Raw genomic sequence first — 21,339 nt, 5'->3', positions numbered from 1 at the left:
ATGGCCCTGGTAGCCCATTGGTAGCCCGAGCCCAGCGCCGACAAAATTGGTCACCAAATTAGCCAATGAAATCATGGCGATCCCGGCAGGATTCGAACCTGCGACCTACTGCTTAGAAGGCAGTTGCTCTATCCAGCTGAGCTACGGGACCACAATTGACCGACGGCACATGACTACCACAGCTGACGTAGAGGACGCATTAATGCGTCCAGGAACCGATCCGGCCGAACTTGAAATTATCGGCATACGACTTGCGCACAGGCTTGCGGTCCTTCGGCTCAATAAGCCGATAAGCCAGCCCGTGGCGCTCAGCATAGGCGATCGCATCTTCCTTGCTGGCAAACTCCAACCGGACTTGAGAATGCATGTCAGCCGAAGATGTCCACCCCATCAGAGGTTCCACCTCACGCGGAGACTCTGGCTCGTATTCAACGACCCATTCCATCGTCCGCGCGCGGCCCGATTGCATAGCCGTCTTGGCAGGCTTGTAGATGCGCACAACCATGCTGATTTCCCGCAAATGAAGCGAAAACACGTCCGTTCATCGAATAGCCGCAGCCACCCGGACGCGCAACCCACATGAGGTAATTTCTAGGTATTTGAAAAGGAAATGGTCGGGGCACGGGGATTCGAACTCCGGACCCCCTGCTCCCAAAGCAGGTGCTCTACCAGGCTGAGCTATGCCCCGACATGCCAAGTTCGTAACTGGCTGACTGTCTGTGCCGCCTCTTGCCGCTCAGGTCAAGCGTGCAGAACAACTGAGCCTCATAAATCTGATGTGACACGGTGGCCCAAGACGCTGATTAACGCGATGAAGCGGTTCCAAAATGGGCGTGTCGCACAAGATCACCCGCCTTGATTCCCAATCGCGAGGCTTCGCCCCCACCAATCTCTAGAACGCCTGTCGCATCCCCGTGCGAACTAACGATATCGTCCGACATCGGCTCCGTATAAGCCGCGATGCGATGAACGCGCCCATCCGCTCGAATAAAGACCATATCGAGAGATATGTATGTGTTGCGCATCCACATCTGAATTTCAGTGGGCTCTTCATAGGGAAAGAGCATCCCTGTCCCAACAGGGAGCTCGGTCCGGTACATTAGCCCCCGCGACTTCTCTTGCGGCAACCGAGCAACCTCCACCTCGAAGGTATGAGTTTTTTCTCCACTTTGAATCGTCAGCGTCTCGCGTGGCATTTGTCCGTCTGCGATGCTCTCCGTCATCCCAAAGAAGCCACAGGCCGCCAAAATGACAACCGACAACGACAACAGGGCCGCGAAGTTCGCAGCCCTGCCTGAGAGTGTACGGTAAAATGTCAAATCGCTGGCTTTAATGCTGGACCGGAAAGCCCATCGTTTGCTGGCCATCCGGCTTGAGTTCCGCCGCCATGCAGCCCTTCTCACCATAGCCATAACGAACCTGTACCACTTGCCCTGGACGCAGCTCAGTAAAACCGAACCGACGCAGCGTCTCCATGTGGCAGAAGATATCAGGCGTGCCCTCGCCACGCGTTAAAAAGCCAAATCCGCGTACGCGATTAAACCACTTGCAGATCGCCCTCTCCCAATCGCTCTCTGGCGTCACGATAACGTGCGTGCGCTGCGGAAGCTGGGATGGGTGAATCGCCGTACTTTCGTCCATGGACAGAATGCGGAAAGCCTGCATGCCCTTGGGCCGCTTCATAACCTGGCAATGAACCCGAGCCCCTTCGTAAGCGGTCTGAAAACCGCCGGCTCGCAAACACGTAACGTGCAACAGCACGTCCCCCAGCCCATTATCCGGTACAATGAACCCGTAACCCTTGGACGCATCGAACCACTTTATTGAGCCAGCAACTTCGAACACCTCCAGACCGGCTTCTTCCAGGGCTTCCACGCTCTCATACGTGATAAAGTCCTCAGAAAACGGACCGGAAGGTCGCTTTGAATCGCTCATAGTGTACCCCCGCTGCCATGTGACATGGCCTACGATAATGCTAACATTTAACTAGACCGCGGAGGCCGTATCGTCGGGCTGCCCTCTGCCCTCAAACCAGTGATCCGCGGTTGAGCGGAACATACCATCTCCGAACGCCAAAGGTAGTCCCCTGGCAAGCCGTCATCCCCAGCAAACAGGGGAGCACCCCCCTAATTTGCCTCAACTTTTTATGGTTAAATATCTGTCAGCAAAGAGCCTTTCGGCTGTCACGATTCTTCAACAAAATAAGTTTTGCACGATCTTTTCTGGGGCGGTTTGGTAATCAAATTTCGACGAAATTGTGCCCGCGGGCGCAGCGAATCGGTCGCGATGATTCGCCTGAGCCCTAAGATTCTGCCCAAACGAAGCTTCTTGCCTGGCATTTCTTGCCCGGACCTTGCGCATCCTTGAAACTCCGCCCCTGTCCCAACCGGACAGCACATGCGATAACCGTTTACAAGCGGGTCGCGCCCGGCAGCGGCTACGGATTTCGCGCGATCAGAACCTGACAAGGAGACATCATGCGCTATCTGCATACGATGGTCCGGATTTCCGACATCGACGAGAGCCTCAACTTCTACTGCAAGATACTCGGCATGCGAGAAATGCACCGCATGGAGAATGAGGCGGGCCGGTTCACGTTGATCTTCCTCGCAGCTCCCGAAGATCGCCAACGTGCAGCCGCCGAAAAAGCCCCCGTCCTGGAGCTCACATATAACTGGGATCCAGAACCCTACGGCGAAGGCCGCAACTTCGGACATCTCGCGTTCGAGGTTGATGACATCTATGCCACGTGCCAACACATTGCCGACGCTGGCGTCACAATAAACCGTCCCCCGCGCGATGGACGCATGGCTTTCGTCCGCTCGCCTGACAACGTCTCGATTGAGTTCTTGCAAAAAGGCGATGCACTGCCCCAGCAAGAGCCTTGGGCCTCCATGCCAAACACCGGTCACTGGTGAGCGAAAAGAACGGCGAGCTCACGCCGGCACACTCCAGCAAGCAAACCGAGAACTCTCATGTCGCGCCGACAATTATAATTGTCGGCGCCGGTCCGGCTGGCCTGATGGCTGCTGAAACGGTCGCATCCGCAGGTCTCAGAACCCATATCTTCGACCATATGGCAGCACCCGGCCGCAAGTTCCTAATGGCTGGGCGGGGCGGACTTAACCTGACGCACTCCGAGCCATTGCCGGACTTTCTGAACCGGTATGGCCCTGCAAACACGCCGCTTTCCGACATTGTCGAAAGCTTCCCCCCCGAAGCCCTGCGCGCATGGGCCGAAGATCTCGGCCAGCCGACGTTTGTCGGCACAAGCGGAAGAGTTTTCCCGCAAACCTTGAAGGCTTCCCCATTATTGCGGGCTTGGCTTCAGCGGCTGACGGACCTTGGTGTTGAACTCAATTTGCGCCACCGCTGGCTCGGATGGGACGATACAGGGCACCAAATATTTGCACGTCCCGACGCCGACAATTTACTTATCAGAGCCGACGCCACGATCCTCGCCCTGGGCGGCGCCAGTTGGCCACGCCTAGGTTCCGATGGCACGTGGACCGAAACGCTCGCACACGCAGGGATCGGCATCACCCCCATTGGCCCATTCAACGCTGGTGTCTGCATCGCCTGGTCCAAGCATCTCATTGACGGCTTCGCGGGGCAGCCGCTCAAACGCATTGCGCTAAACTACGCAGGTCGGACAGTACGCGGCGAAGCAGTCATCACGCGCACCGGCCTCGAAGGGGGATGCGTATATGCGCTCAATGAGCTGATCCGAGACGAACTTAACGCGCACCACGCCCCGATAGTCCTGGATCTCGATCTTCGTCCCGATCTTGACCTTCAACAGCTGACCGAACGACTGAGTACGTCTCGCAGCCGGCAATCCATGGCAACATTCCTGCGTCGCAAGACCGGCCTGACCACCGCAGCCGTAGCGTTGGCTCGGGAGCCGGATGGCAGATTACCGGAGGACCCGCAAGAACTCGCGGCACACTTAAAAAAAATCAAGCTTGAAGTCACGGAGCTGTCTCCGTTGGGTCGCGCCATTTCAACAAGCGGCGGCGTGGCCTGGGACGCTATCGATGAGAACATGATGCTGCGCGATCGGCCTGGCGTCTTTTGTGCCGGCGAGATGCTGGACTGGCACGCACCAACGGGCGGCTATCTTCTCCAGGGCGTGTTTGCCACCGCGGTCAAAGCTGCCCGCGGCGCTCTCAACTGGCTCGGACACCCGCATCCCGCAAAAATAAAATGAAATAACATTACACATGCTTTTATTTCCCAGAGCTACCAAAATAACCCGGATCACAAGAGGAACATTTAGAAATGTTAGATCATAACACCTGACATGTTATTCTGTTACGGTTATAGAGTATCGGAATTGCTTGCGTTCCGCCCCATCTGATCGTGACAATAAGAAGAAATACTTAGAATTGGGCGATAATCGCGCGTTTTGCTCTTGAAATAGTCGCTTCCCGATGTTTATTGGTAGTCAGGCGCCAACGGAGCGCGCCAAGAAATTTGGCACTCAAACTAACGGAGGAAATCATGAAGGTTTGGAACAAGCCCCAGGTTCGCGAGCAGGAAGTTGGTCTCGAAGTAACGAGCTACCTGCCGGCAGAGATCGACGTCATCTAATGACGTTCTGATTTGCCCGACATGCATGTCATGTAGGCACGGCGGTCGAGGCATCGGCCGCCGTTTCTTTTTTCTACCCCTGCAAACAGGCAGAGCTTCAGCGTTACGGCGCAACGGCATACAGCTGCGGCTGTGGTCACTGAATAGATAATTAGGTCAGCGCCCTGTAGGCCGCTTAACGCACCATGCTTCTATTAGGAAAGCAGCTCGCGACGTTCCGCCTTCCCTGATCCGCTATGGAACGGGAACTGTGATTGCGGGGAAACTGACTATGAGTTCACACATGATCATAAAGGTGTTGGGGTCAGCCGCCGGCGGCGGTTTTCCGCAATGGAATTGCAACTGCTCAAATTGCGCCAGCGCCCGCGCCGGTGAGCCGGGGTTCTCCCCCCGCACCCAATCGTCACTGGCCGTAAGTGCGAATGGTACGGACTGGCTTTTGCTCAACGCCTCTCCAGATCTGCGCCAGCAAATCAATGAAACTCCGGAACTTGGCGCCGTCCGCAGCGGCAGCCTGCGCAATACACCGATTAAAGCTGTCGTCGTCACAAACGCCGACGTCGACCATATCGCTGGCCTCATCAATCTGCGCGAACAACAACCGTTGGCCCTTTATGGCTCGCACCGGGTGCTCTCGACGCTCGCGGCCAACAGCATTTTCAATGTCCTCTCGAAGGACTTCGTTACCCGCTCCGACCTTCCTTCTGACGAGCGGGTTGCGGTAAAGGGGGCGGACTGCGATCTCGGCCTCACCGTCGAAGCCTTCGATGTACCCGGCAAGGTCGCACTCTTTTTAGAGGATGAAAGCCGCGGGCCAGATTTCGGCACCCAAAAGGGCGACACCATCGGCCTTGAAATAACAGAAACCGCTACCGGCAAGAGATTTCTCTATATTCCAGGCTGCGCCACCATCGACGCGGCTCTCGCAAAACGCCTCGAGGGCGCACCGTTGGTCTTCTTCGACGGCACGCTATTCGACGACGAGGAAATGATCCGCCAAAAGCTGTCGCAAAAAACCGGCAAGCGCATGGGCCACATCTCAATATCCGGCCCGGAAGGTTCCATATCATCTTTCAAGAACTTGAATGTTGATCGGAAGATATTCATCCACATCAACAACTCGAACCCCATCCTCAACGATAATTCCGAAGAGCGGCAGGCAGCCGAAGCAGCCGGATGGGAGGTAAGCCATGACGGCATGGAGGTACGACTATGAGTGAGCGGCGTTTTTCCGAGGCTCCAGTTACGGACCTCATGACGATTGATGAATTCGATGCCGCAATCCGAGCGGTTGGTGCTGAGCGGTATCACGACAAGCACCCGTTTCATCAATTGCTACACGGCGGCCACCTCAGCAAGGGCCAGGTGCAAGCATGGGCACTGAATCGCTACTGCTATCAATCAGCCGTTCCGCGTAAGGATGCAGCCTTGATCTCACGCGTCCATGATCGCGAACTACGCCGCGAGTGGCTGCACCGCATCCATGACCACGATGGCCTCGGCGATGAACCGGGCGGCATCGAGCGCTGGCTCGTTCTAACAGACGGCTTGGGTCTTGATCGTGAATACGTAACGAGCATGCAGGGCGCCTTGCCCGCGACACGCTTTGCCGTTGAAGCTTATGTCCAGTTTGTCCGCGAGCAACCCCTTGTCGTCGCCGTCGCCTCATCGCTGACTGAGCTGTTTGCTCCTAAAATTCATAAGGAGCGTATTGCCGGAATGCTCGAGAACTACGATTTCATTGACGACAATGTCATGGCGTACTTCAAGCGCCGCCTTAATCAAGCACCGCGCGATGCGGACTTCGCACTCGACTACATCAAGCGCAACGCCAAAACCCGCCCTGAACAGGATGCTTGCGTCGAAGCCGTGCGCTTCAAATGTAACGTACTGTGGGTCCAGCTGGACGCCTTGCATCATGCCTACGTTGAGCCGGGCAACATCCCACCCGGAGCTTTCCGTCCAGGAGAAGCAAATGACTGAGGCTGCACAACCCTCACGCCTCGTTGTTACACAAGACAGCCGACTGCGGCTGCCCCGGCATATTAAGCTGCGTCACGACCAGGGACGCGGCAAGTGGCTCATACTTGCACCCGAACGGGTTTTTGAACCCGATGAGATCTCCGTCGAGGTCCTCAAGCTGTGCGATGGCGAACGCTCCGTAAGCGAGATCGCACAAAAATTGGCAGCGGACTATCAGGCCCCAGTCGATGTCATCCTTACCGATGTTATTGCCATGCTGCAGGACCTGGCTGACAAAGGAGTTTTAAAATCATGAATGAAATGGCGCCAGGAACCGTTGCCGAAGCGACGCCCGTCAATGAAAGTACGAACTGCGCGCGCGCCCCGATCGGTCTATTAGCCGAGTTAACTCACCGTTGCCCGCTGCAGTGTCCATATTGCTCCAACCCGGTCGAGCTTGAACGCGCCAATACCGAGCTTTCGACAGAGGACTGGCAAAACGTGATGCGTCAAGCCGCTGAGCTTGGCGTTCTTCAAATCCACTTGTCGGGTGGCGAACCAACCGCACGCCGTGACCTCGAAGATATCGTCGCGACCGCTGCAGAAGTCGGCCTCTATACAAACCTGATTACAGCTGGGGTTTTGCTGACGAAAGAGCGGCTGCAGAAACTTCGAGACCTGGGACTGGACCACGTTCAGCTCTCGATTCAGGACGTCGATCCAGAAAACGCGAACCGCATCGCAGCCTACAAAGGCGGCGCGGAAAAGAAGCACGAAGTCGCCAAGTGGGTCCGCGAGCTAGATATGCCGTTGACCATCAACGCTCCCCTTCACCGTCAGAACATCGACAGCTTACCGCGCATCATCGACTATGCCGTCGAAGTCGGCGCTGGCAGGTTGGAAGTTGCCCATATTCAATACTACGCCTGGGCGCTGAAGAACCGCGCCGCGTTGATGCCGACCCGCGAAGCTTTCATGAAGACGGCCCAGATCGTCGATGAGGCAAAGGAGCGCCTGAAGGGCATTCTCGTCATCGACTTCGTCGTCCCCGATTACTACGCAAAATATCCTAAGCCCTGCATGGGCGGTTGGGGGCGTGGCATCATGAACGTTACACCATCAGGACGCGTCTTACCCTGCCACGCAGCGGAATCACTTCCCGGTTTAGAATTCGACAATGTTCGCGACAGACCGCTCGCCGACATCTGGCTGCAAGGTCAAGCATTCCAAAAATTCCGCGGCACGGACTGGATGAAAGAACCATGCCGCTCCTGCCCGCGTAAGGAAATCGACTTCGGCGGCTGCCGTTGCCAAGCCTTCGCGCTCACCGGCGATCCAGCTAACACCGATCCGGCATGTTCACTCTCACCACTTCACAAAGAGTGGGCAGAAGTGGCAACGCAAGAATCTCACGTTGAGCCACCCGAGTTCATCTATCGCCGCATGGGTAAACCCACGACCGAGCCCACACGCGGCTAATATGCGGTTTACTGTCATTCCTGGCGCTGCACACTGAAGCAACTTGCAGTTTTGCTGCAACGCCGAAGAAAACGCTCTCCCTCACGCACGTCGCAACGTCACTCATGCGCCATGTTCACGCACCGTTCAAAAAGCGCTTGCCACTATGTTGATACACGGTATCGATAACCGTCCGAGCGGCATCAGAATAACCGACCAAGGGAGAACCACTTCAATGCTTAGCAGAATACTTGCACTGGCTCTTGTCGTCGCGCTACCAACCGTGGCCGCAGCTCAAGATGCCGAGGAAGGCAAGAACGTCTTCAAGAAGTGCCGCGCGTGCCACACAATTGGTGAGAAGGCCGTTAACCGCGTTGGCCCAGAACTCAATGGTGTCGTCGGCCGCAAAGCAGGCTCCATCGAAGGCTTCAACTATTCCGCCGCGATGAAGGATTCCGGCATCACTTGGGACGAAGCATCTCTGAGTGAATTCCTGGCGAAGCCCAAAGATAAGGTTCCCGGAACCAAGATGGTGTTCGCGGGTCTCAAGGACGACACCGATCGTGCAAACCTGATTGCATATCTCAAGTCGTTCAACGCGGATGGTTCTGAAGCGAAGTAAGCTTCAGCTTACGAACCCCATACAGATTGCAACGCCATGCTCGCAAAATCGGGCGTGGCGTTTTCTAATTGGAAGACACTGCGCAGAAGAATTGTCCTCTTGCCTTCAAGCGAGCGGCGTCACACCCTCCGCATCGATGTCATGCAGCCATTCCTCAATAGTGCGCCCATTAAGTTCCATGTCTGCAGCGACGTCTGCTAACGGCGCCAGCACGAACGCACGCTGGGTGATATGCGGATGCGGCAACACAAGTTCTTTGTCGGACATCTCGACACCGCGATAGACAAGAACATCGAGATCGATGACACGCGGACCCCATTTTTCGGAGCGTTCGCGCCCCATCTGAGTTTCGACCTCAAGACACCGCCGCAAAAGACCGTGAGGAGAAAGTTCCGTCGTCACACTGACACATGCATTGACGAACCAATCTTGGTCGGTCTTCCCCCACGGCGGAGTACGATAATTGCGCGAGCGCTTAACAAGTTGCACATCACCACTTTTAGCGATGAGACTAAGAGCACGCTCAATATTGCCGACCTTGTCGCCGATGTTCGAACCTAACGCGACAATGGCGTCAAAAGCCGGCGCGTGCCCATCATCCCTATTCATGGCAACTCCGTTACCGGATCAAAAGAATGCGTTAAAACGCACGTGGGCCCAACGCGGATATCCCGTAGTCAGCCGCACGTCTAACGCGTCACTCTTGTGTGAAATACAAACCAGAAGTCGAACACCCGCGTTAGTCATACTTAATGTATGCAAATCGCAGATCGCCCGTCGGCGTGCCTTCAAGGGCGCCGCCTTCCTTAGCTGGTTGCCACTCGACGACGTCTTCGATCTTGCGAGCAAGTTCAAGATCTTTCATCGTAATGCCCTTAGCCGTATGGGTTTGCAGACGCACCTCGACCCAAGCATAAGAGGCGGTTATATCAGGGTGGTGCCAGGCAGCTTCCGCCAGGTGACCGACGGTATTAATGACCATCAAAGTCCCCTTCCAGCTCGCCGTCTTATAAGTGCGGCGAATCCAACCACCTTCGAGTTTCCACTTCGCAAGATTGGCGCCGAGCCACTCGACAACCTCGGTGTCTTCCATCGCCTGTTCACGCGCGTTCATGTTGCCCTCTCTCGGCCTTTCGTGGACATTGTAAAAGACGCATCAATCTAATGCGAGCTATGGACCACAGACACATGTCTGCAATCGCTGAAGGCAGCAAGTCAATCGCAAAGACCCTGAAATCTCGGGTCGATAGCGTACACATCGTCGCCCCGGCCCGGCTGCACCTGGGTTTTCTCGATCTGAACGGAGGACTAGGTCGCCAGTTCGGCTCGATCGGACTTGCCCTCGACACTCCCGTAACGGAATTGACATTGCGGCGTGCCAACTACGACGCAGCCGAAGGCGTTGAACAGCACCGCAGCGCGCGCGCTCTCAAGCACTTTAAGGCCGCGCTCAATATTGACGGTAACTATCATCTGGATGTCGCCCGCGCCATCCCAGCGCACGCCGGTCTCGGCTCAGGCACACAGCTGGCGCTCGCTATTGGCGTCGCTCTCAAAACACTAGAGCAACAGCACATAACTGCCGTCGAATTAGCCGAAGTAATCGGGCGAGGCGCACGCTCCGCAATCGGAATGGCAGCTTTCGAGTCGGGCGGATTCGTTGTAGATGGCGGGCGTGGGCGGTCTTCTACTCCACCGCCAGTGGTATTCCGTGGAGATTTTCCCGCTGACTGGCGCATTATGCTCGTCAAGGACCCCGAGCGAGCAGGCGTCCACGGCGATACAGAAACAGAGGCTTTCGCCAATCTCGATGGCATGACGCCCGAAGAAAGTGGCGCGCTCTGCCGGCTGATGATGATGCAGCTTCTGCCTGCTTTAATCGAACAAGACATCGCAAATTTTGGTAGTGCGCTCAGTAAGATACAGGAAGTTGTCGGTCGCCAGTTTGCCGTCGCTCAGGGGGGGATATGGGCGAGCCCAGCCGTCGAAAGCATCGTCAAGAAAATGGCTGATCTCGGTGCGGTTGGAATAGGCCAGAGTTCATGGGGCCCGACAGGGTTTGCATTCGTCCCGTCTCAGGCTGTGGCGGATAGTCTCTATCAATCTTTAATCGATGACGCTAAACGGCTGGATCTGGAGATCGACATCGTCCGTGGGCGGAACCACGGTGCGTCGATCCAGTTCTAAGTCTCAAACGCCACTTGAAACCAAGAGGACCGTCCCGTGAGCGAGCCGACCCCGATTCTGCATATGTTTGCGCCGCAAAAGCACATGAGCCCTTTTGATGTGAATATGGCCGCCGATGCTGGTTATAAGGTCATCACCCCTTATTTGAATGTCACGTTGGAAGAGGTTACGGGCCTCGTTCAGGACGCCATTTTCTCCCGTCCGCCCGCGTCCGGTGTGCGCACGGGCGTATTCATCGGCGGCAAGGACGCACTCCTCGCCCTCGACATGCTCAAGGCTACCAAGGAAGCGATGGTTCCGCCGTTCGAGCTGTCGGCCTTCGCCGATCCAGCCGGCTCCTTCACGACCGCAGCAGCGATGGTCGCGTGCGTTGAAAAGGTCATGAAGGACAAGTTCCAACGCGACTGGAAGGGCACCAAGGTCGCCATCTTCGGTGCCACCGGCGTCGTGGGCTTCGCATCTGCGGTAATCGCAGCTCTCGAAGGCGCGGACGTGAAGATGGTCGCTCACCGCGGCATCGATCGCGTTATTGCCACGTCTAACGCTGCCAAGGAACGCTTCGGCGTTGACCTCGAACCCGTGCCGGGCGAGACACCCGACCAAAAGGCATCCATTGTCGCTGAAGCTGAAATTGTATTCGCCGCCGCCGCCGCTGGTGTTCAGGTGCTCGGCAACAGCGAACTAAAGAATGCCCGCAAGTTGCTTGTAACAGCGGACGTCAACGCAGTGCCGCCCCCCGGCATTGAAGGGATGGAGCTGTTCATGAATGGTGAGCTCCTACCAGGCTGCTCAACGACCCTCGGGGTTGGCCCCCTGGCCATCGGCGACATTAAGTACAAAACCGAGTCCGGCCTCTTTAAGCGCATGATCAGCTCCGACAAGCCCTTGCTGTTGGATTTCCGCGACGCCTTCGCGCTCGCACGCACGTTGGTCGGTTGACCACCGAAACGATCCTGATTGTCGCCTTGTCTGGGCGGATGCTCGCTGCGTCCGCCCAGCGAGCTGGTTATTGCCCGCTCGTCGTTGACTGCTTCGCGGACGACGATACCCTCGCACTATCCGGTGCCGTCGAAAAGCTGCCTTCAGCCTTCACGTGTGGTTTCGATGAGCGAAGCCTAAGTGACGCACTGCATGCCATAATGAGCAAGGCAGGCGTCGGCCCAACAAGCAATCCGCTCATCGTCCTGGGCGCAGGTTTCGAATGCGAGCCGGAGGTTATTGCAGCGCTCTCTCGCGAATTCCGTCTCTGCGCCTGCGATGCAAGTGTCGTCAGCCGCAGCAAAGACCCAGCCGTTCTATTTCCGCTCCTGCGCGACCTCGGCATCGTGCATCCAGAAACGCGACTTGATCCACCGGCCGCAGCCACAGAGCCGTGGCTGTCAAAGCGTATCGGTGGAAGTGGAGGAACTCATATCTTCCGCTATGATGCTCGGCGGAAAGTTCGCCCCAATCGCTACTACCAACGCGAAGTTTCCGGCGAGTTGATCTCGGCGACCTCACTCATCGGCAGCGATGGGCAAGCCTTCGCCTTCACGCGTTCGTGGCTAAGCCCCTCTGATCGCCATCCCTTCCGCTTCGGCGGCATCACCGGCCATGTCGAACTCGACGAGGATATCGAGGCACGTATTGTGGACGCTTGCGTCAGCCTCGCCCCCGCGCTTGCATTAAAGGGATTGGTCTCATTTGACTTCATTGTCGTCGGCGACGAACCCCATCTCATCGAAGTAAATCCACGTCCCGGCGCGTCGCTCGATATCCTCGACGATGCCTCTGGTACTTTGTTCAAAGCTCACCTCGCAGCCTTTACGGAAAACGAAGCCGTTGAGCTTCTGTCACGCGAATGGCGCCCCCACCCTCAAGCTGCAGCTTATGTCTACGCAGATCGTGGAGAGCTAACCGTTCCTGACGTTGCTTGGCCGGAATGGGTGAGTGACCGCCCGCCTCCCGGACGGGTCATCCCGCCACACGCTCCGGTCGTCACCGTCCGCACCCTCGCCGAAGATCCAGATACCGCAGAACAAGTTTGTCGCGTTCGCACCCGCGAAATCGCGGACGTGCTATATCAATCCTCCGAAAACCAAGGGAAACGCCCAGATGAATGCAAGTAACGCGGCAGCAGTCAGCGTAAATGCCAACGGAGTGCAGATTGCTGACGACATCGTAAGGCGCGCTGCGGCTTTGCGTGCGCAAGTACGAATTGGCGAGATCGGCGAACGCCTGATCGACTGTGGTGCGGAAACGATTGGCAGCTTGGAACTAGGCCGCTTGCTCGGCGAAATCTGCATGGGTGGTCTTGGCACCGTAACCCTCACCGGATCCTCGCCTTTGCCGAAATGGCCGCTTGGTGTCGTCGTCCACGCGTCCAATCCAGTCGTCTCTTGCCTCGCAAGCCAATACGCTGGCTGGACGATTCAGGACGAAGTAACGGGATTTTTCGCGCTCGGTTCCGGTCCAGCGCGCGCACTTTCACGCGTTGAGAAACTCTTCGAGGAATTGAACTACGCGGATAACCATCCGCGTGCATGTCTCGTCATCGAAGGCGACAAGGCGCCCCCCCCAACCGTTGCCAAACTCGTAGCCGACGCGTGCAAGATCTTACCATCAAACCTAACGATCTTATACGCGCCGACGAGTTCACTCGCAGGCTCCGTGCAGATCGCCGCTCGTGTCCTGGAAGTCGCGCTCCATAAGGCGCACGAGTTGCACTTCCCGCTGGACGATATCCTCGACGGCTATGGTGCGACGCCAATTGCCCCTCCATCACCTGATTTCATCAAGGCCATGGGGCGCACCAACGACGCCATCATTTATGGCGGCCATATCCAGCTCTTCGTGCGGGGCACCGACGAAGACGCCGAACAGCTCGCCAACGCATTGCCCTCGAGCCAATCGCGCTCTTACGGAAAGCCGTTCGCGGAAACCTTTGCCGAGGTGGGTGGAGATTTCTACAAAATAGACCCGCTCCTATTCAGCCCAGCGCTGGTTACCGTCTCAAACGTTCAAACAGGCCGTTCGTTCAATGCTGGAAAGCTCGCCTCCGATATCGTCGACGCCAGCTTCGCCTGACGCGCCGCCGGTTTCCGAAAACGCACCTGATGTCGTCATCTTCGTCGAAGAGAACGGAGGTGATTGGCATGCGGGACGCTTGGCACGTGCACTCGAGTTACGCGGCGCACGAACTGTCACGACAACGTTACGCCGTTGTGCGTTCGATACGGTGTCCTCCACGGGCCTGCGCATTCCAGGCTTTGACGGCACTTTACCCAAGGGTGCATTCGTCAGGGCCATCTCAACGGGCAGCCTTGAAGAGATAACGTTCCGCCTCGGCATCCTGCATGCCCTGCGCGAAAGCGGCGTGAGAGTTTGGAACGACGCCCGCGCGATAGAACGATCCGTAGATAAATCGACGACCACCTTTTTCTTCCAGCGCGCCGGGCTTCCTATCCCGACGACGCGTACGTTCGAAGCCATTCAGCGTGAGCGCTATTGTCACGGGCTCGCACCGCCACTGGTGTCAAAACCGCTTTTTGGTTCGCAGGGCAATGGCGTCCGTCGCCTCGAAAGCTGGTCGGACCTGCCTGACGCCGCAACGGTCAATGGCGTTTACCATCTACAGGAATACCTCCCGCCACACAGGCCAGACAGCTTCGAAGATTGGCGTCTCTTTGTCTCTGGCGGACGCTTGGTAGCGGGCATGACTCGGCGCAGCACTCAATGGGTAACGAACGTACACCAAGGTGCCGAACCTACTGCGCTAAAGCCAGATGTCAGGACCGCTGAACTCGCGATCGCAGCTGCCGCCGCAGTCGGTGCGGACTACGCCGGTGTAGACATCATGCGGACTGAGAACGACAAGCTCTTCCTCCTTGAGATCAATTCCAATCCAGCATGGAAAGGCTTGCAAGGCGTGACTGATGTCGACGTCGCCCAATGCCTCGCGGATGATTTCCTCGCCGCCGTCATGCCGACGCTCATCAAATGACGCGGCTGCTTGCAGCACACGACGTCGCACAGGCGTTCGTGGCCGCATGCCGTCTCGAATTATCCGCATTGAAACCCGGAAACGTGCATGTCCACGCAAGTGGGCATGGCATGCAACCAAGTGATTTCGAGCGAGCCGCGGAAGCTGCAGCGCCCCATATAACGACGCCTGGCCTGCCTGTGGGCACGCGAATTCGCCGCGCTGTCGAAGCGAGTTTCTCGACTGTGGGGTGCAATACCAATCTGGGCATTGTCCTGCTTTGTGCCCCGCTCGCCTACACGACCAGTGAACCCGTCGACGGCGAAGCTCTCCGCGATCGTCTTGCGAATGTACTCGCAGACTTGAGTCAGAATGACGCCGCTGAGACCTTCAAAGCCATCGCACGTGCGAACCCGGGCGGCCTTGGCCATTCCGAACAGGCCGACGTAACGGCCCCCGCCGAGATAACCCTATTGCAAGCGATGAAAATCGCCGCCGACCGCGATCGCATCGCCCGTGCCTACGTGACGGCATACGCTGATATATTTGAAATCGGTCTACCGCTTTACGAGACCGCGTTGCGTTTTGCCGAAACGCCTGAACTCGCAGTAACCACGCTGCACATGCACTATCTATCGCGATTTCCAGACACGCATATCGCGCGTAAATTTGGCCCTGAAACGGCACTTCACGTACAAAATGCTGCACGTGCGCTGGCACCCAGCTGGCAGCCTGTCGCACGCACAATGTCCCTGCCGGATTTGCTGAACTTCGACGCCCAGCTGAAGGCCGAGGGCATTAATCCGGGAACAACTGCAGATTTCGTGGTTGCGACAATCTTTACCGAGAAACTCCTTGCCCTCCTTGCATCACCAAGCAGGTAGGAAGAGGCTTGTCTTTCGGCGACTCTCTGCGGTATCTACGGGCGGGGCTCAGGCGCGCCGCTATCCGGCCAACCGGTTCGAGGATCTAGTGTCCTCGTTCGCTGCATCAGGGATGGCTCAGCTCGGCTGAGGCCAACAACGCTCGGTCGGACCAAGCGTCCACCGGGATTTTCTTGTTTCCAGCTTTGGGAGGAATTCCAGCTATGGCCAAAATCGACAAGGTTCTGGTTGGCGAGTCGCTCGTCGGTGACGGTAACGAAGTCGCGCACATCGATCTACTCATCGGTCCTCGCGGCTCAGCTGCCGAAGCGGCTTTCTGCAACAGCCTCACGAACAACAAGGACGGCTTCACGTCGCTGCTCGCAGTGATCGCGCCGAACCTGCCCTGCAAGCCCAACACCGTTATGTTCAACAAGGTCACCATCAAGGACGCCCGTCAGGCCGTTCAGATGTTCGGCCCTGCTCAGCACGGCGTTGCTAAGGCTGTTCAGGACTGCGTTGCCGAAGGCACGATCCCCGCTGACCAAGCCGACGATCTCTACATCTGCGTTGGCGTGTTCATTCACTGGGAAGCTGCCGACGACGCCAAGATCCAGGATTACAACTATCGCGCCACGAAGGAAGCGATCGAGCGCGCCGTTGCCGGCAAGCCGACCGCTGCTGAAGTCACGGCTCAGCGTGACAGCGCAGTACACCCCTTCGGCGCCAATTGAAGCGGAAACCATCCTGGGCAGGACGATAAAGCCCCTCCCATGAAGGGGGGTCTGCTTCAGCGATTGGGCAAGCTGCTTTCAGGCCGTTGGAACGGCTGAGAAGAGATTGCTGGCAGGTGGGAATGCCCACGAGGCATTTCCACGTCCTACACTAAAATGATGCCTTAGCCGGCGGCTCCTACCCCCAAATGGAGTCGCCGGTTATTTCATTTCTGAAGGCTCGGAAGTTTTCAGAATGCGCTCAAGGTCACTGCGGCTGATCACACCGTCATGCAGCGCAGATGCGACCAACGCCCCGCTGGCAAGCCCTTCAAGATCGTAAAGGTCTTGGGCATGACGAACCCCGCCTGCGGCATAAACTCTCCGGCTCCCCGCAATTGTTTTGATCTGACGAAGCCGGGCCACATCCGGCCCTAACCCGCTTCCAACCCGCGCTAACGTCATCACAATGACGTCATCCGGCCAAAGCCATGAATCTTGAAAAATCTCTGAGGGTCCCAATGGCGTATCGCCCCGCCAGTCCAACGACAGGACAAACCCATCTCGCGGCAATTGCGAACGTATCCGCTCCAGCGCCGAGACATTTGCCAACGTTTCAGAACCGATGACAGGCCAGATGCCCCGGTCGGCGCTATAAGTCCCCAAGGCTTCTACCGTTGTCGAGCCGTCATCGACAAACAACGTGATATCCGGCAAGGCCTCCCGCAGCGCAAACACGGTATCCATATTTCGCCCACGCCCTTCGATCCCGTCGAGATCCGCGATATACAGCCAGCGTAATTCGCTCGTGAGCCCCAGCAGGCCGCGCGCCAAGTCGAGGGGCTCGCTCGTCCGCGCGAGCGGCGTTTCAATTGGTTGATATCTGCTGCGGTCCCCACCAGCCGCACGTACGACACACCCATTGCGAATGTCGATCACCGGAATAACGCGCATCGCGTTCCTTTCTCATGCGCTGCTAGATTGGGCGCTCTAATCTACCGAAGGAGAAACGAATGACCATCGTTGCGGGGCTCGATGTTGGTGGCGCCCACCTCAAGGTAAGCCTCGTCGAGGACGCGACGCCCATCGCCGCACGGCAATACCTGTGCCCTTTATGGCAGGGCCTTGACCATCTCGATACTGCCCTTCGCGAAGCTGAAGAACTGACAGGCCGCGCCGACGCTTTCGCAATCACCATGACAGGCGAACTCTCCGATCTTTTCGAAACCCGCGAGCAAGGCGTTCAAACCCTGGTGGATCGCCTGACAGAAAAGTTTGGCACCGCAGCACGTTTCTGGGGAGGCCAAAAGTTCTTTGACACAGCGAACGATGCAAAGACCAATTTCTTCGACGTCGCATCCACCAACTTCCTCGCGACAGCAACACTCGCAGGTCAACGTCTTGCGGCGACGGGGCAGTCCGCAAACGCCCTCCTGATCGATATGGGCTCGACGACGACCGATCTCATTCCAATCGTCGCTGGCGCACCAACCCCACGCGGTCTGACCGACCCGGATCGCTTAACGTCGGGCGAACTCGTCTACACTGGCCTGACGCGCACCTCAGTCATGGCTGTTTGCACGCGTGCACCATTTGCCGGGCGATGGCAGTCTCTCGCACGCGAATACCTCGCCACGATGGCTGATGTCCGCCGCGTATTGGGGTGCCTGCCAGACGGCCTCGACGTTCACGCCACAGCCGACGGACGTGGAAAGTCGCAAGCCGAAAGCGTGGCCCGCTTCGCTCGCATGTTCTGTCGCGAGCCCGCCGACGCCGACTTGGCGACGTGGCAACAGGCGGCCCAGCATGTGGTCGAGTTGCAGCTCCGATCAATTCAAGAGGGGTGCGCGCAGGTTCTCTCCGGAGTGCCTCGCGCCGACATCATCGTAGCAACGGGATTAGACACTTCGGTAGCCACCGAGATATCCCGCAGGCTTCAACGTCCCTGCCAAACATTTTCGCAGTTAGTCGGAACACCAGCCAACTTACAAGCTGCCGTTGATTGCAACGCACCAGCCGTCGCCGTTGCTTTGCTACGGGGGGAGTAAGTGCTTACGACGCTCGCCCGCCGCGGCCGCGGACCTATACGCGTTACCACACAGGGAAAGGCGGATGAGCCATCTCTCCTAGGGAGGCGAGCGGAACCTTCACAACACTCTCAACCGTCATCCCGGTGCTTGCCACCGGGATCCAATCCTGAGCAATGACCGGGTATGCCGCGCAGCATCGGCGATTGGAGAAACCCAAACAAAAAATACCCCGTCATACCGGGGCTTGTCCCCGGTATCCAAGGCTCCACGATTCCGTCGAACAGCAGTGAGAGAACGCCCTTGCAACGCGCGAGACGTCATCCCGAACTCGGGCGAGGCCAGTTGGAGCAGAGCATGTTTAAGGGTCCGCAGAGCGAGCTACTCGCCTCCAAGCAAGCCCTCACGCCGCGCCGCGTTCCGCACGCCAAGCATCGACCTTCTCCATCAGCCACCCCCAGGCTTCCTCTTCACGTGGGCCAGCGGTCTTGGAAATGGCGATCTGGAGATAAGCGAGCTCGTTTTCAATCTTATCTGCGGGCAACATCTTGAGCCGGGAGACAAGAACTGCGCATTCAATCACGGCCGCCTGGGCTCGGTTGAACCCTCCCCAGGGACCATGCTGTGCGCGATCAAGCACATTGCAGTAAAACCGTGGACGCAACGCGTCTTCCTCGACCCTGTCGACCTTCAATTCCCAGTGTGACAGTGCCGCGCGCAGCACCGCGCCATCCACTTTGTCCGCACGCCGCACTTGCCAGTTACGTCGTCCAGTCAAACATCCCGCGAAGATGCGCACGTCATCAACGTGATTGACGACGGCAACGGGGTTCTCTCGAAGATTGTCTAGTGTCCGTGACGGGGCAAAGGGAGCGATGATCCACTGCTCGCCATCCGCAATCACTCCAAGCGGCGCAATGTGGATGTCACCGGCCAGGCTCCGCGTCGTCACGATCGCCTCTACGATCAGCGGCATCGAGCGTCTCCTCCGAATTATTGCCAGCTTCGGAAACCGGCTTCTGCTTTTTAGACGCCAAGGTTGCACCCTCCGGCGCGTGGTGTGTCAAGTCTTCTGCTTTAGCATCCGCCGCCACACCCCAGCGCAGGGGTTGATCTTGCACATAGCGCTTACCGAGTTGCCATGCGATTTCCGCCTTCGCCAGCTCATAGCCGAGATAAAACGCATGGGCCCCGTCATCTTTGACATTGAGCTTGGGGAACAACTCAAAGGGATCGATAGCAACATGATGTCCGTCACGATTGAAGATGTGGACCCCATCGGCACTGGCTTCGATCCGGAAATTGCGGTCACGAAGGCTCTTCGCAAGCTCCTCAATCTCACCCGGGGTATAGGGAAATGGCCGCAACTCGTGCAACGATAGCAATCCGGCGTCATACCCCTTCGGAAGGCTCTGATCCTTATGCGCCCGGTACATCAACCGTCGTGATGCATCATGCTCTTGCACCGTACGCCGCGTATGCGGTGAAACCTGCACGACAAGCACATTCGTGATCGCCAACTCCGAGCAAATCCCAACGAGAAGCGCCGTCAGTCCCTGGCTATCAACGTCCGTCAATTCCGTTAGATTGCCGGTTCCCATAAGCATCGGCGCATCAGGCCGCTGCCGACGCAGCTCCGCGTAGCGTTCGAGTGAAGTCGTGAACCCGAAGTTTATCGGGTCGAGGATGGGGTCAGCCATGTAGGTAAGCCCCATCTCCTCGGCCTTATCGATCGCCCGAATGAGAGAAGGCAGATCACCGTGCGGCTTCGGAACAAGCACCGGAACAGCAGACGTCCCGGCAATCACGTCCAACGTAGTTTCATCGAGGCTGAGCACAAAATCCGCCCCGGCTTGCGCGCCCCGGCGGAGTTCGTCGAAATCACCAGAATCGACACTGACCTTGAAGCCCTCTGAAGCCAATGCACGAACCGTATCTTCCAGATGCGGAAAAGGCGTGTCGGGCTGACAACCAATATCTATGATATCGGCACCCGCCGCAGCGTGAACGCGCGCCCGCGCCACAATCTGATCGACGCTAAGCATCGGCGCTTCGATAATCTCGGCAAAAATCTTGAGATCGTGCTGGCTGAGATCTGGAGGCTTACCACCCCTCCCGAAGAAGGCGGGCAGATCAATCACTTCATCGGGGCCGCGTTGAAAGGGAATGCCGTAGTGCGCCGAAAGGCTCTCAAGGTCCATGCGTGAGCGTCCAGGCACAATAACCCGGTCTGCCGCCAGCGGCTCCTTCAGACGGTTCTTGATAATCTTTTCCGTCATCAGGGCCGCAACCTTGATGCCGATATTGATCACCCGCCAATGGCCGTCCGCATGCGCAAGCGCCAGATCGTCAACGGTTTCCCGAAGCCGATCTTCAGCGAGATGCCCGGTTAGGAAGACAAGCTTTTCAGACATATTAGCCGCTCGTCGACAGCCTGTTCGAGTTCAGCCAAACTTTCGACGACGACAGTGTCATCAAAGGTCTTCAGCTTAGCGGTATTTTCCAGATCAATGCGCCGCGGATAGACCTTCACCATCCCTTTCGGAGCTTCCGTGTCGAGTTCCGGCGCGGTGTCACAGGCAAAGACAATCGCCGGAACACGGCACTTGCCTGCCTGAGCGAAAACATTCGTCGCCAGGTTATCAGAGATGCCATAGACGCACTTGGCCACAGTGTTGGACGTCGCAGGCGCCACGATCAGCGTGTGGTAGACACCGTAATAGAAATTACCCACGGGAGCAGCACTCGCCGTCCGATCTTTGAAGATCCGTGTGCCTTCGGGCAAATTCAGTTGCTGCTTGTACATGCTGAGCACTTCTTCCGCAGCCTGCGACAGGAAAACGTCAAGGTTCGGGAGACGTGTCATAATATCGAGACTTTCCTTGAAGAAATGTCCCGACCCGGTGAGGGCCCATGCGAAACGCGGTGTCTTGATTTCTGTTCGTGTCATGAA

The 21,339-nt window shown here is 57.3% G+C and carries 25 protein-coding genes and 2 tRNA genes; 16 read left to right on the top strand and 11 right to left on the bottom strand.

Annotation, left to right across the window (positions count from 1 at the left end; all coding sequences use genetic code 11):
• Positions 1 to 74: 74 nt before the first annotated feature.
• The 5 genes from YBN1229_RS02810 to YBN1229_RS02790 form a co-directional block, all read right to left on the bottom strand.
• Positions 75 to 151 (bottom strand) — tRNA-Arg (locus tag YBN1229_RS02810).
• A gap of 48 nt (positions 152 to 199) precedes the next feature.
• A complete protein-coding gene (locus tag YBN1229_RS02805; protein WP_046479865.1) occupies positions 200 to 505 on the bottom strand; it encodes an ETC complex I subunit in 306 nt (101 codons plus the stop codon).
• A gap of 106 nt (positions 506 to 611) precedes the next feature.
• Positions 612 to 688, bottom strand: a tRNA-Pro gene (locus YBN1229_RS02800).
• Positions 689 to 803: 115 nt separating this feature from the next.
• Positions 804 to 1,367: a DUF192 domain-containing protein gene (locus YBN1229_RS02795; RefSeq protein ID WP_082100993.1), complete on the bottom strand. Its 564-nt coding sequence runs from the start codon at positions 1,365 to 1,367 to the stop codon at positions 804 to 806.
• On the bottom strand, positions 1,330 to 1,935 hold the full coding sequence (locus YBN1229_RS02790) for a cold-shock protein (protein ID WP_046476478.1): 606 nt from the start codon (positions 1,933 to 1,935) through the stop codon (positions 1,330 to 1,332). The genes YBN1229_RS02795 and YBN1229_RS02790 overlap by 38 nt, the downstream gene beginning before the upstream one ends.
• 542 nt (positions 1,936 to 2,477) lie before the next feature.
• Between YBN1229_RS02790 and gloA the strand changes: the two genes are divergently transcribed.
• The 8 genes from gloA to YBN1229_RS02750 all read left to right on the top strand — a co-directional run bounded on the left by gloA (position 2,478) and on the right by YBN1229_RS02750 (position 8,635).
• Complete coding sequence (gloA, locus tag YBN1229_RS02785) at positions 2,478 to 2,918, top strand: lactoylglutathione lyase (protein ID WP_046476475.1); 441 nt, start codon at positions 2,478 to 2,480, stop codon at positions 2,916 to 2,918.
• Complete coding sequence (locus tag YBN1229_RS02780; protein ID WP_244464990.1) at positions 2,915 to 4,210, top strand: TIGR03862 family flavoprotein; 1,296 nt, start codon at positions 2,915 to 2,917, stop codon at positions 4,208 to 4,210. The genes gloA and YBN1229_RS02780 overlap by 4 nt, the downstream gene beginning before the upstream one ends.
• Positions 4,211 to 4,503: 293 nt before the next feature.
• A complete protein-coding gene (gene pqqA / locus YBN1229_RS02775; RefSeq protein WP_046476472.1) occupies positions 4,504 to 4,593 on the top strand; it encodes a pyrroloquinoline quinone precursor peptide PqqA in 90 nt (29 codons plus the stop codon).
• Positions 4,594 to 4,876: 283 nt separating this feature from the next.
• Positions 4,877 to 5,809, top strand: a complete 933-nt coding sequence (gene pqqB / locus YBN1229_RS02770; RefSeq protein ID WP_046476467.1) for a pyrroloquinoline quinone biosynthesis protein PqqB — start codon at positions 4,877 to 4,879, stop codon at positions 5,807 to 5,809.
• On the top strand, positions 5,806 to 6,576 hold the full coding sequence (gene pqqC / locus YBN1229_RS02765; RefSeq protein WP_046476464.1) for a pyrroloquinoline-quinone synthase PqqC: 771 nt from the start codon (positions 5,806 to 5,808) through the stop codon (positions 6,574 to 6,576). The genes pqqB and pqqC overlap by 4 nt, the downstream gene beginning before the upstream one ends.
• Positions 6,569 to 6,871, top strand: a complete 303-nt coding sequence (pqqD, locus tag YBN1229_RS18945; protein WP_046476461.1) for a pyrroloquinoline quinone biosynthesis peptide chaperone PqqD — start codon at positions 6,569 to 6,571, stop codon at positions 6,869 to 6,871. Before pqqC ends, pqqD begins: the two co-directional genes overlap by 8 nt.
• The gene (pqqE, locus tag YBN1229_RS02755; RefSeq protein WP_046476458.1) at positions 6,868 to 8,034 is read left to right on the top strand and encodes a pyrroloquinoline quinone biosynthesis protein PqqE; all 1,167 of its coding nucleotides are present in this window, start codon (positions 6,868 to 6,870) and stop codon (positions 8,032 to 8,034) included. Before pqqD ends, pqqE begins: the two co-directional genes overlap by 4 nt.
• A gap of 214 nt (positions 8,035 to 8,248) precedes the next feature.
• A complete protein-coding gene (locus tag YBN1229_RS02750) occupies positions 8,249 to 8,635 on the top strand; it encodes a c-type cytochrome (RefSeq protein ID WP_046476455.1) in 387 nt (128 codons plus the stop codon).
• 105 nt (positions 8,636 to 8,740) lie between these two features.
• Here the strand turns inward: YBN1229_RS02750 and folK are convergent, their stop codons facing one another.
• Together folK and YBN1229_RS02740 are read right to left on the bottom strand one after the other, a co-directional pair.
• Positions 8,741 to 9,244, bottom strand: a complete 504-nt coding sequence (gene folK / locus YBN1229_RS02745; protein ID WP_046476452.1) for a 2-amino-4-hydroxy-6-hydroxymethyldihydropteridine diphosphokinase — start codon at positions 9,242 to 9,244, stop codon at positions 8,741 to 8,743.
• 130 nt (positions 9,245 to 9,374) lie between these two features.
• Complete coding sequence (locus YBN1229_RS02740; protein ID WP_046476450.1) at positions 9,375 to 9,749, bottom strand: 4a-hydroxytetrahydrobiopterin dehydratase; 375 nt, start codon at positions 9,747 to 9,749, stop codon at positions 9,375 to 9,377.
• Between the two features lie 74 nt (positions 9,750 to 9,823).
• On the opposite strand from YBN1229_RS02740, the gene YBN1229_RS02735 reads away from it, so the two are divergent.
• From YBN1229_RS02735 to fae, 7 genes are all read left to right on the top strand, one after another.
• Positions 9,824 to 10,822: a beta-ribofuranosylaminobenzene 5'-phosphate synthase family protein gene (locus tag YBN1229_RS02735; protein WP_082100992.1), complete on the top strand. Its 999-nt coding sequence runs from the start codon at positions 9,824 to 9,826 to the stop codon at positions 10,820 to 10,822.
• 36 nt (positions 10,823 to 10,858) lie between these two features.
• Positions 10,859 to 11,761: an NAD(P)-dependent methylenetetrahydromethanopterin dehydrogenase gene (locus tag YBN1229_RS02730; protein ID WP_046476447.1), complete on the top strand. Its 903-nt coding sequence runs from the start codon at positions 10,859 to 10,861 to the stop codon at positions 11,759 to 11,761.
• Positions 11,758 to 12,930: an ATP-grasp domain-containing protein gene (locus YBN1229_RS02725; RefSeq protein WP_052743639.1), complete on the top strand. Its 1,173-nt coding sequence runs from the start codon at positions 11,758 to 11,760 to the stop codon at positions 12,928 to 12,930. Before YBN1229_RS02730 ends, YBN1229_RS02725 begins: the two co-directional genes overlap by 4 nt.
• On the top strand, positions 12,917 to 13,888 hold the full coding sequence (gene mch, locus YBN1229_RS02720; RefSeq protein ID WP_046476445.1) for a methenyltetrahydromethanopterin cyclohydrolase: 972 nt from the start codon (positions 12,917 to 12,919) through the stop codon (positions 13,886 to 13,888). The genes YBN1229_RS02725 and mch overlap by 14 nt, the downstream gene beginning before the upstream one ends.
• Positions 13,842 to 14,804 carry an ATP-grasp domain-containing protein gene (locus YBN1229_RS02715; RefSeq protein WP_082100991.1) on the top strand — a complete coding sequence of 321 codons (963 nt, stop codon included), beginning with the start codon at positions 13,842 to 13,844 and terminating at the stop codon, positions 14,802 to 14,804. Before mch ends, YBN1229_RS02715 begins: the two co-directional genes overlap by 47 nt.
• The gene (locus YBN1229_RS02710) at positions 14,801 to 15,667 is read left to right on the top strand and encodes a triphosphoribosyl-dephospho-CoA synthase (RefSeq protein WP_046476443.1); all 867 of its coding nucleotides are present in this window, start codon (positions 14,801 to 14,803) and stop codon (positions 15,665 to 15,667) included. Before YBN1229_RS02715 ends, YBN1229_RS02710 begins: the two co-directional genes overlap by 4 nt.
• Before the next feature lie 203 nt (positions 15,668 to 15,870).
• Complete coding sequence (gene fae, locus YBN1229_RS02705; protein WP_046476441.1) at positions 15,871 to 16,380, top strand: formaldehyde-activating enzyme; 510 nt, start codon at positions 15,871 to 15,873, stop codon at positions 16,378 to 16,380.
• Between the two features lie 201 nt (positions 16,381 to 16,581).
• Here the strand turns inward: fae and YBN1229_RS02700 are convergent, their stop codons facing one another.
• A complete protein-coding gene (locus YBN1229_RS02700) occupies positions 16,582 to 17,313 on the bottom strand; it encodes a HisA/HisF-related TIM barrel protein (protein ID WP_046476439.1) in 732 nt (243 codons plus the stop codon).
• 59 nt (positions 17,314 to 17,372) lie between these two features.
• On the opposite strand from YBN1229_RS02700, the gene YBN1229_RS02695 reads away from it, so the two are divergent.
• A complete protein-coding gene (locus YBN1229_RS02695; protein WP_046476437.1) occupies positions 17,373 to 18,407 on the top strand; it encodes a hydantoinase/oxoprolinase family protein in 1,035 nt (344 codons plus the stop codon).
• A gap of 382 nt (positions 18,408 to 18,789) precedes the next feature.
• Here the strand turns inward: YBN1229_RS02695 and YBN1229_RS02690 are convergent, their stop codons facing one another.
• From YBN1229_RS02690 to YBN1229_RS02680, 3 genes are read right to left on the bottom strand one after another with little or no spacing between them, the layout of a single operon-like run.
• Positions 18,790 to 19,362, bottom strand: coding sequence for a DUF447 domain-containing protein (locus YBN1229_RS02690; RefSeq protein ID WP_046476435.1), 573 nt, complete (start codon positions 19,360 to 19,362; stop codon positions 18,790 to 18,792).
• A complete protein-coding gene (locus YBN1229_RS02685) occupies positions 19,313 to 20,800 on the bottom strand; it encodes a DUF6513 domain-containing protein (protein ID WP_046476432.1) in 1,488 nt (495 codons plus the stop codon). The genes YBN1229_RS02690 and YBN1229_RS02685 overlap by 50 nt, the downstream gene beginning before the upstream one ends.
• Complete coding sequence (locus YBN1229_RS02680) at positions 20,776 to 21,336, bottom strand: flavoprotein (protein ID WP_046476430.1); 561 nt, start codon at positions 21,334 to 21,336, stop codon at positions 20,776 to 20,778. Before YBN1229_RS02680 ends, YBN1229_RS02685 begins: the two co-directional genes overlap by 25 nt.
• Between the last annotated feature and the right edge of the window lie 3 nt (positions 21,337 to 21,339).

The organism is Candidatus Filomicrobium marinum (assembly GCF_000981545.1).
GTDB classification, from domain to species: Bacteria; Pseudomonadota; Alphaproteobacteria; order Rhizobiales; family Hyphomicrobiaceae; genus Filomicrobium; species Filomicrobium insigne.
This window is presented reverse-complemented; position numbering and strand designations above follow the sequence as displayed.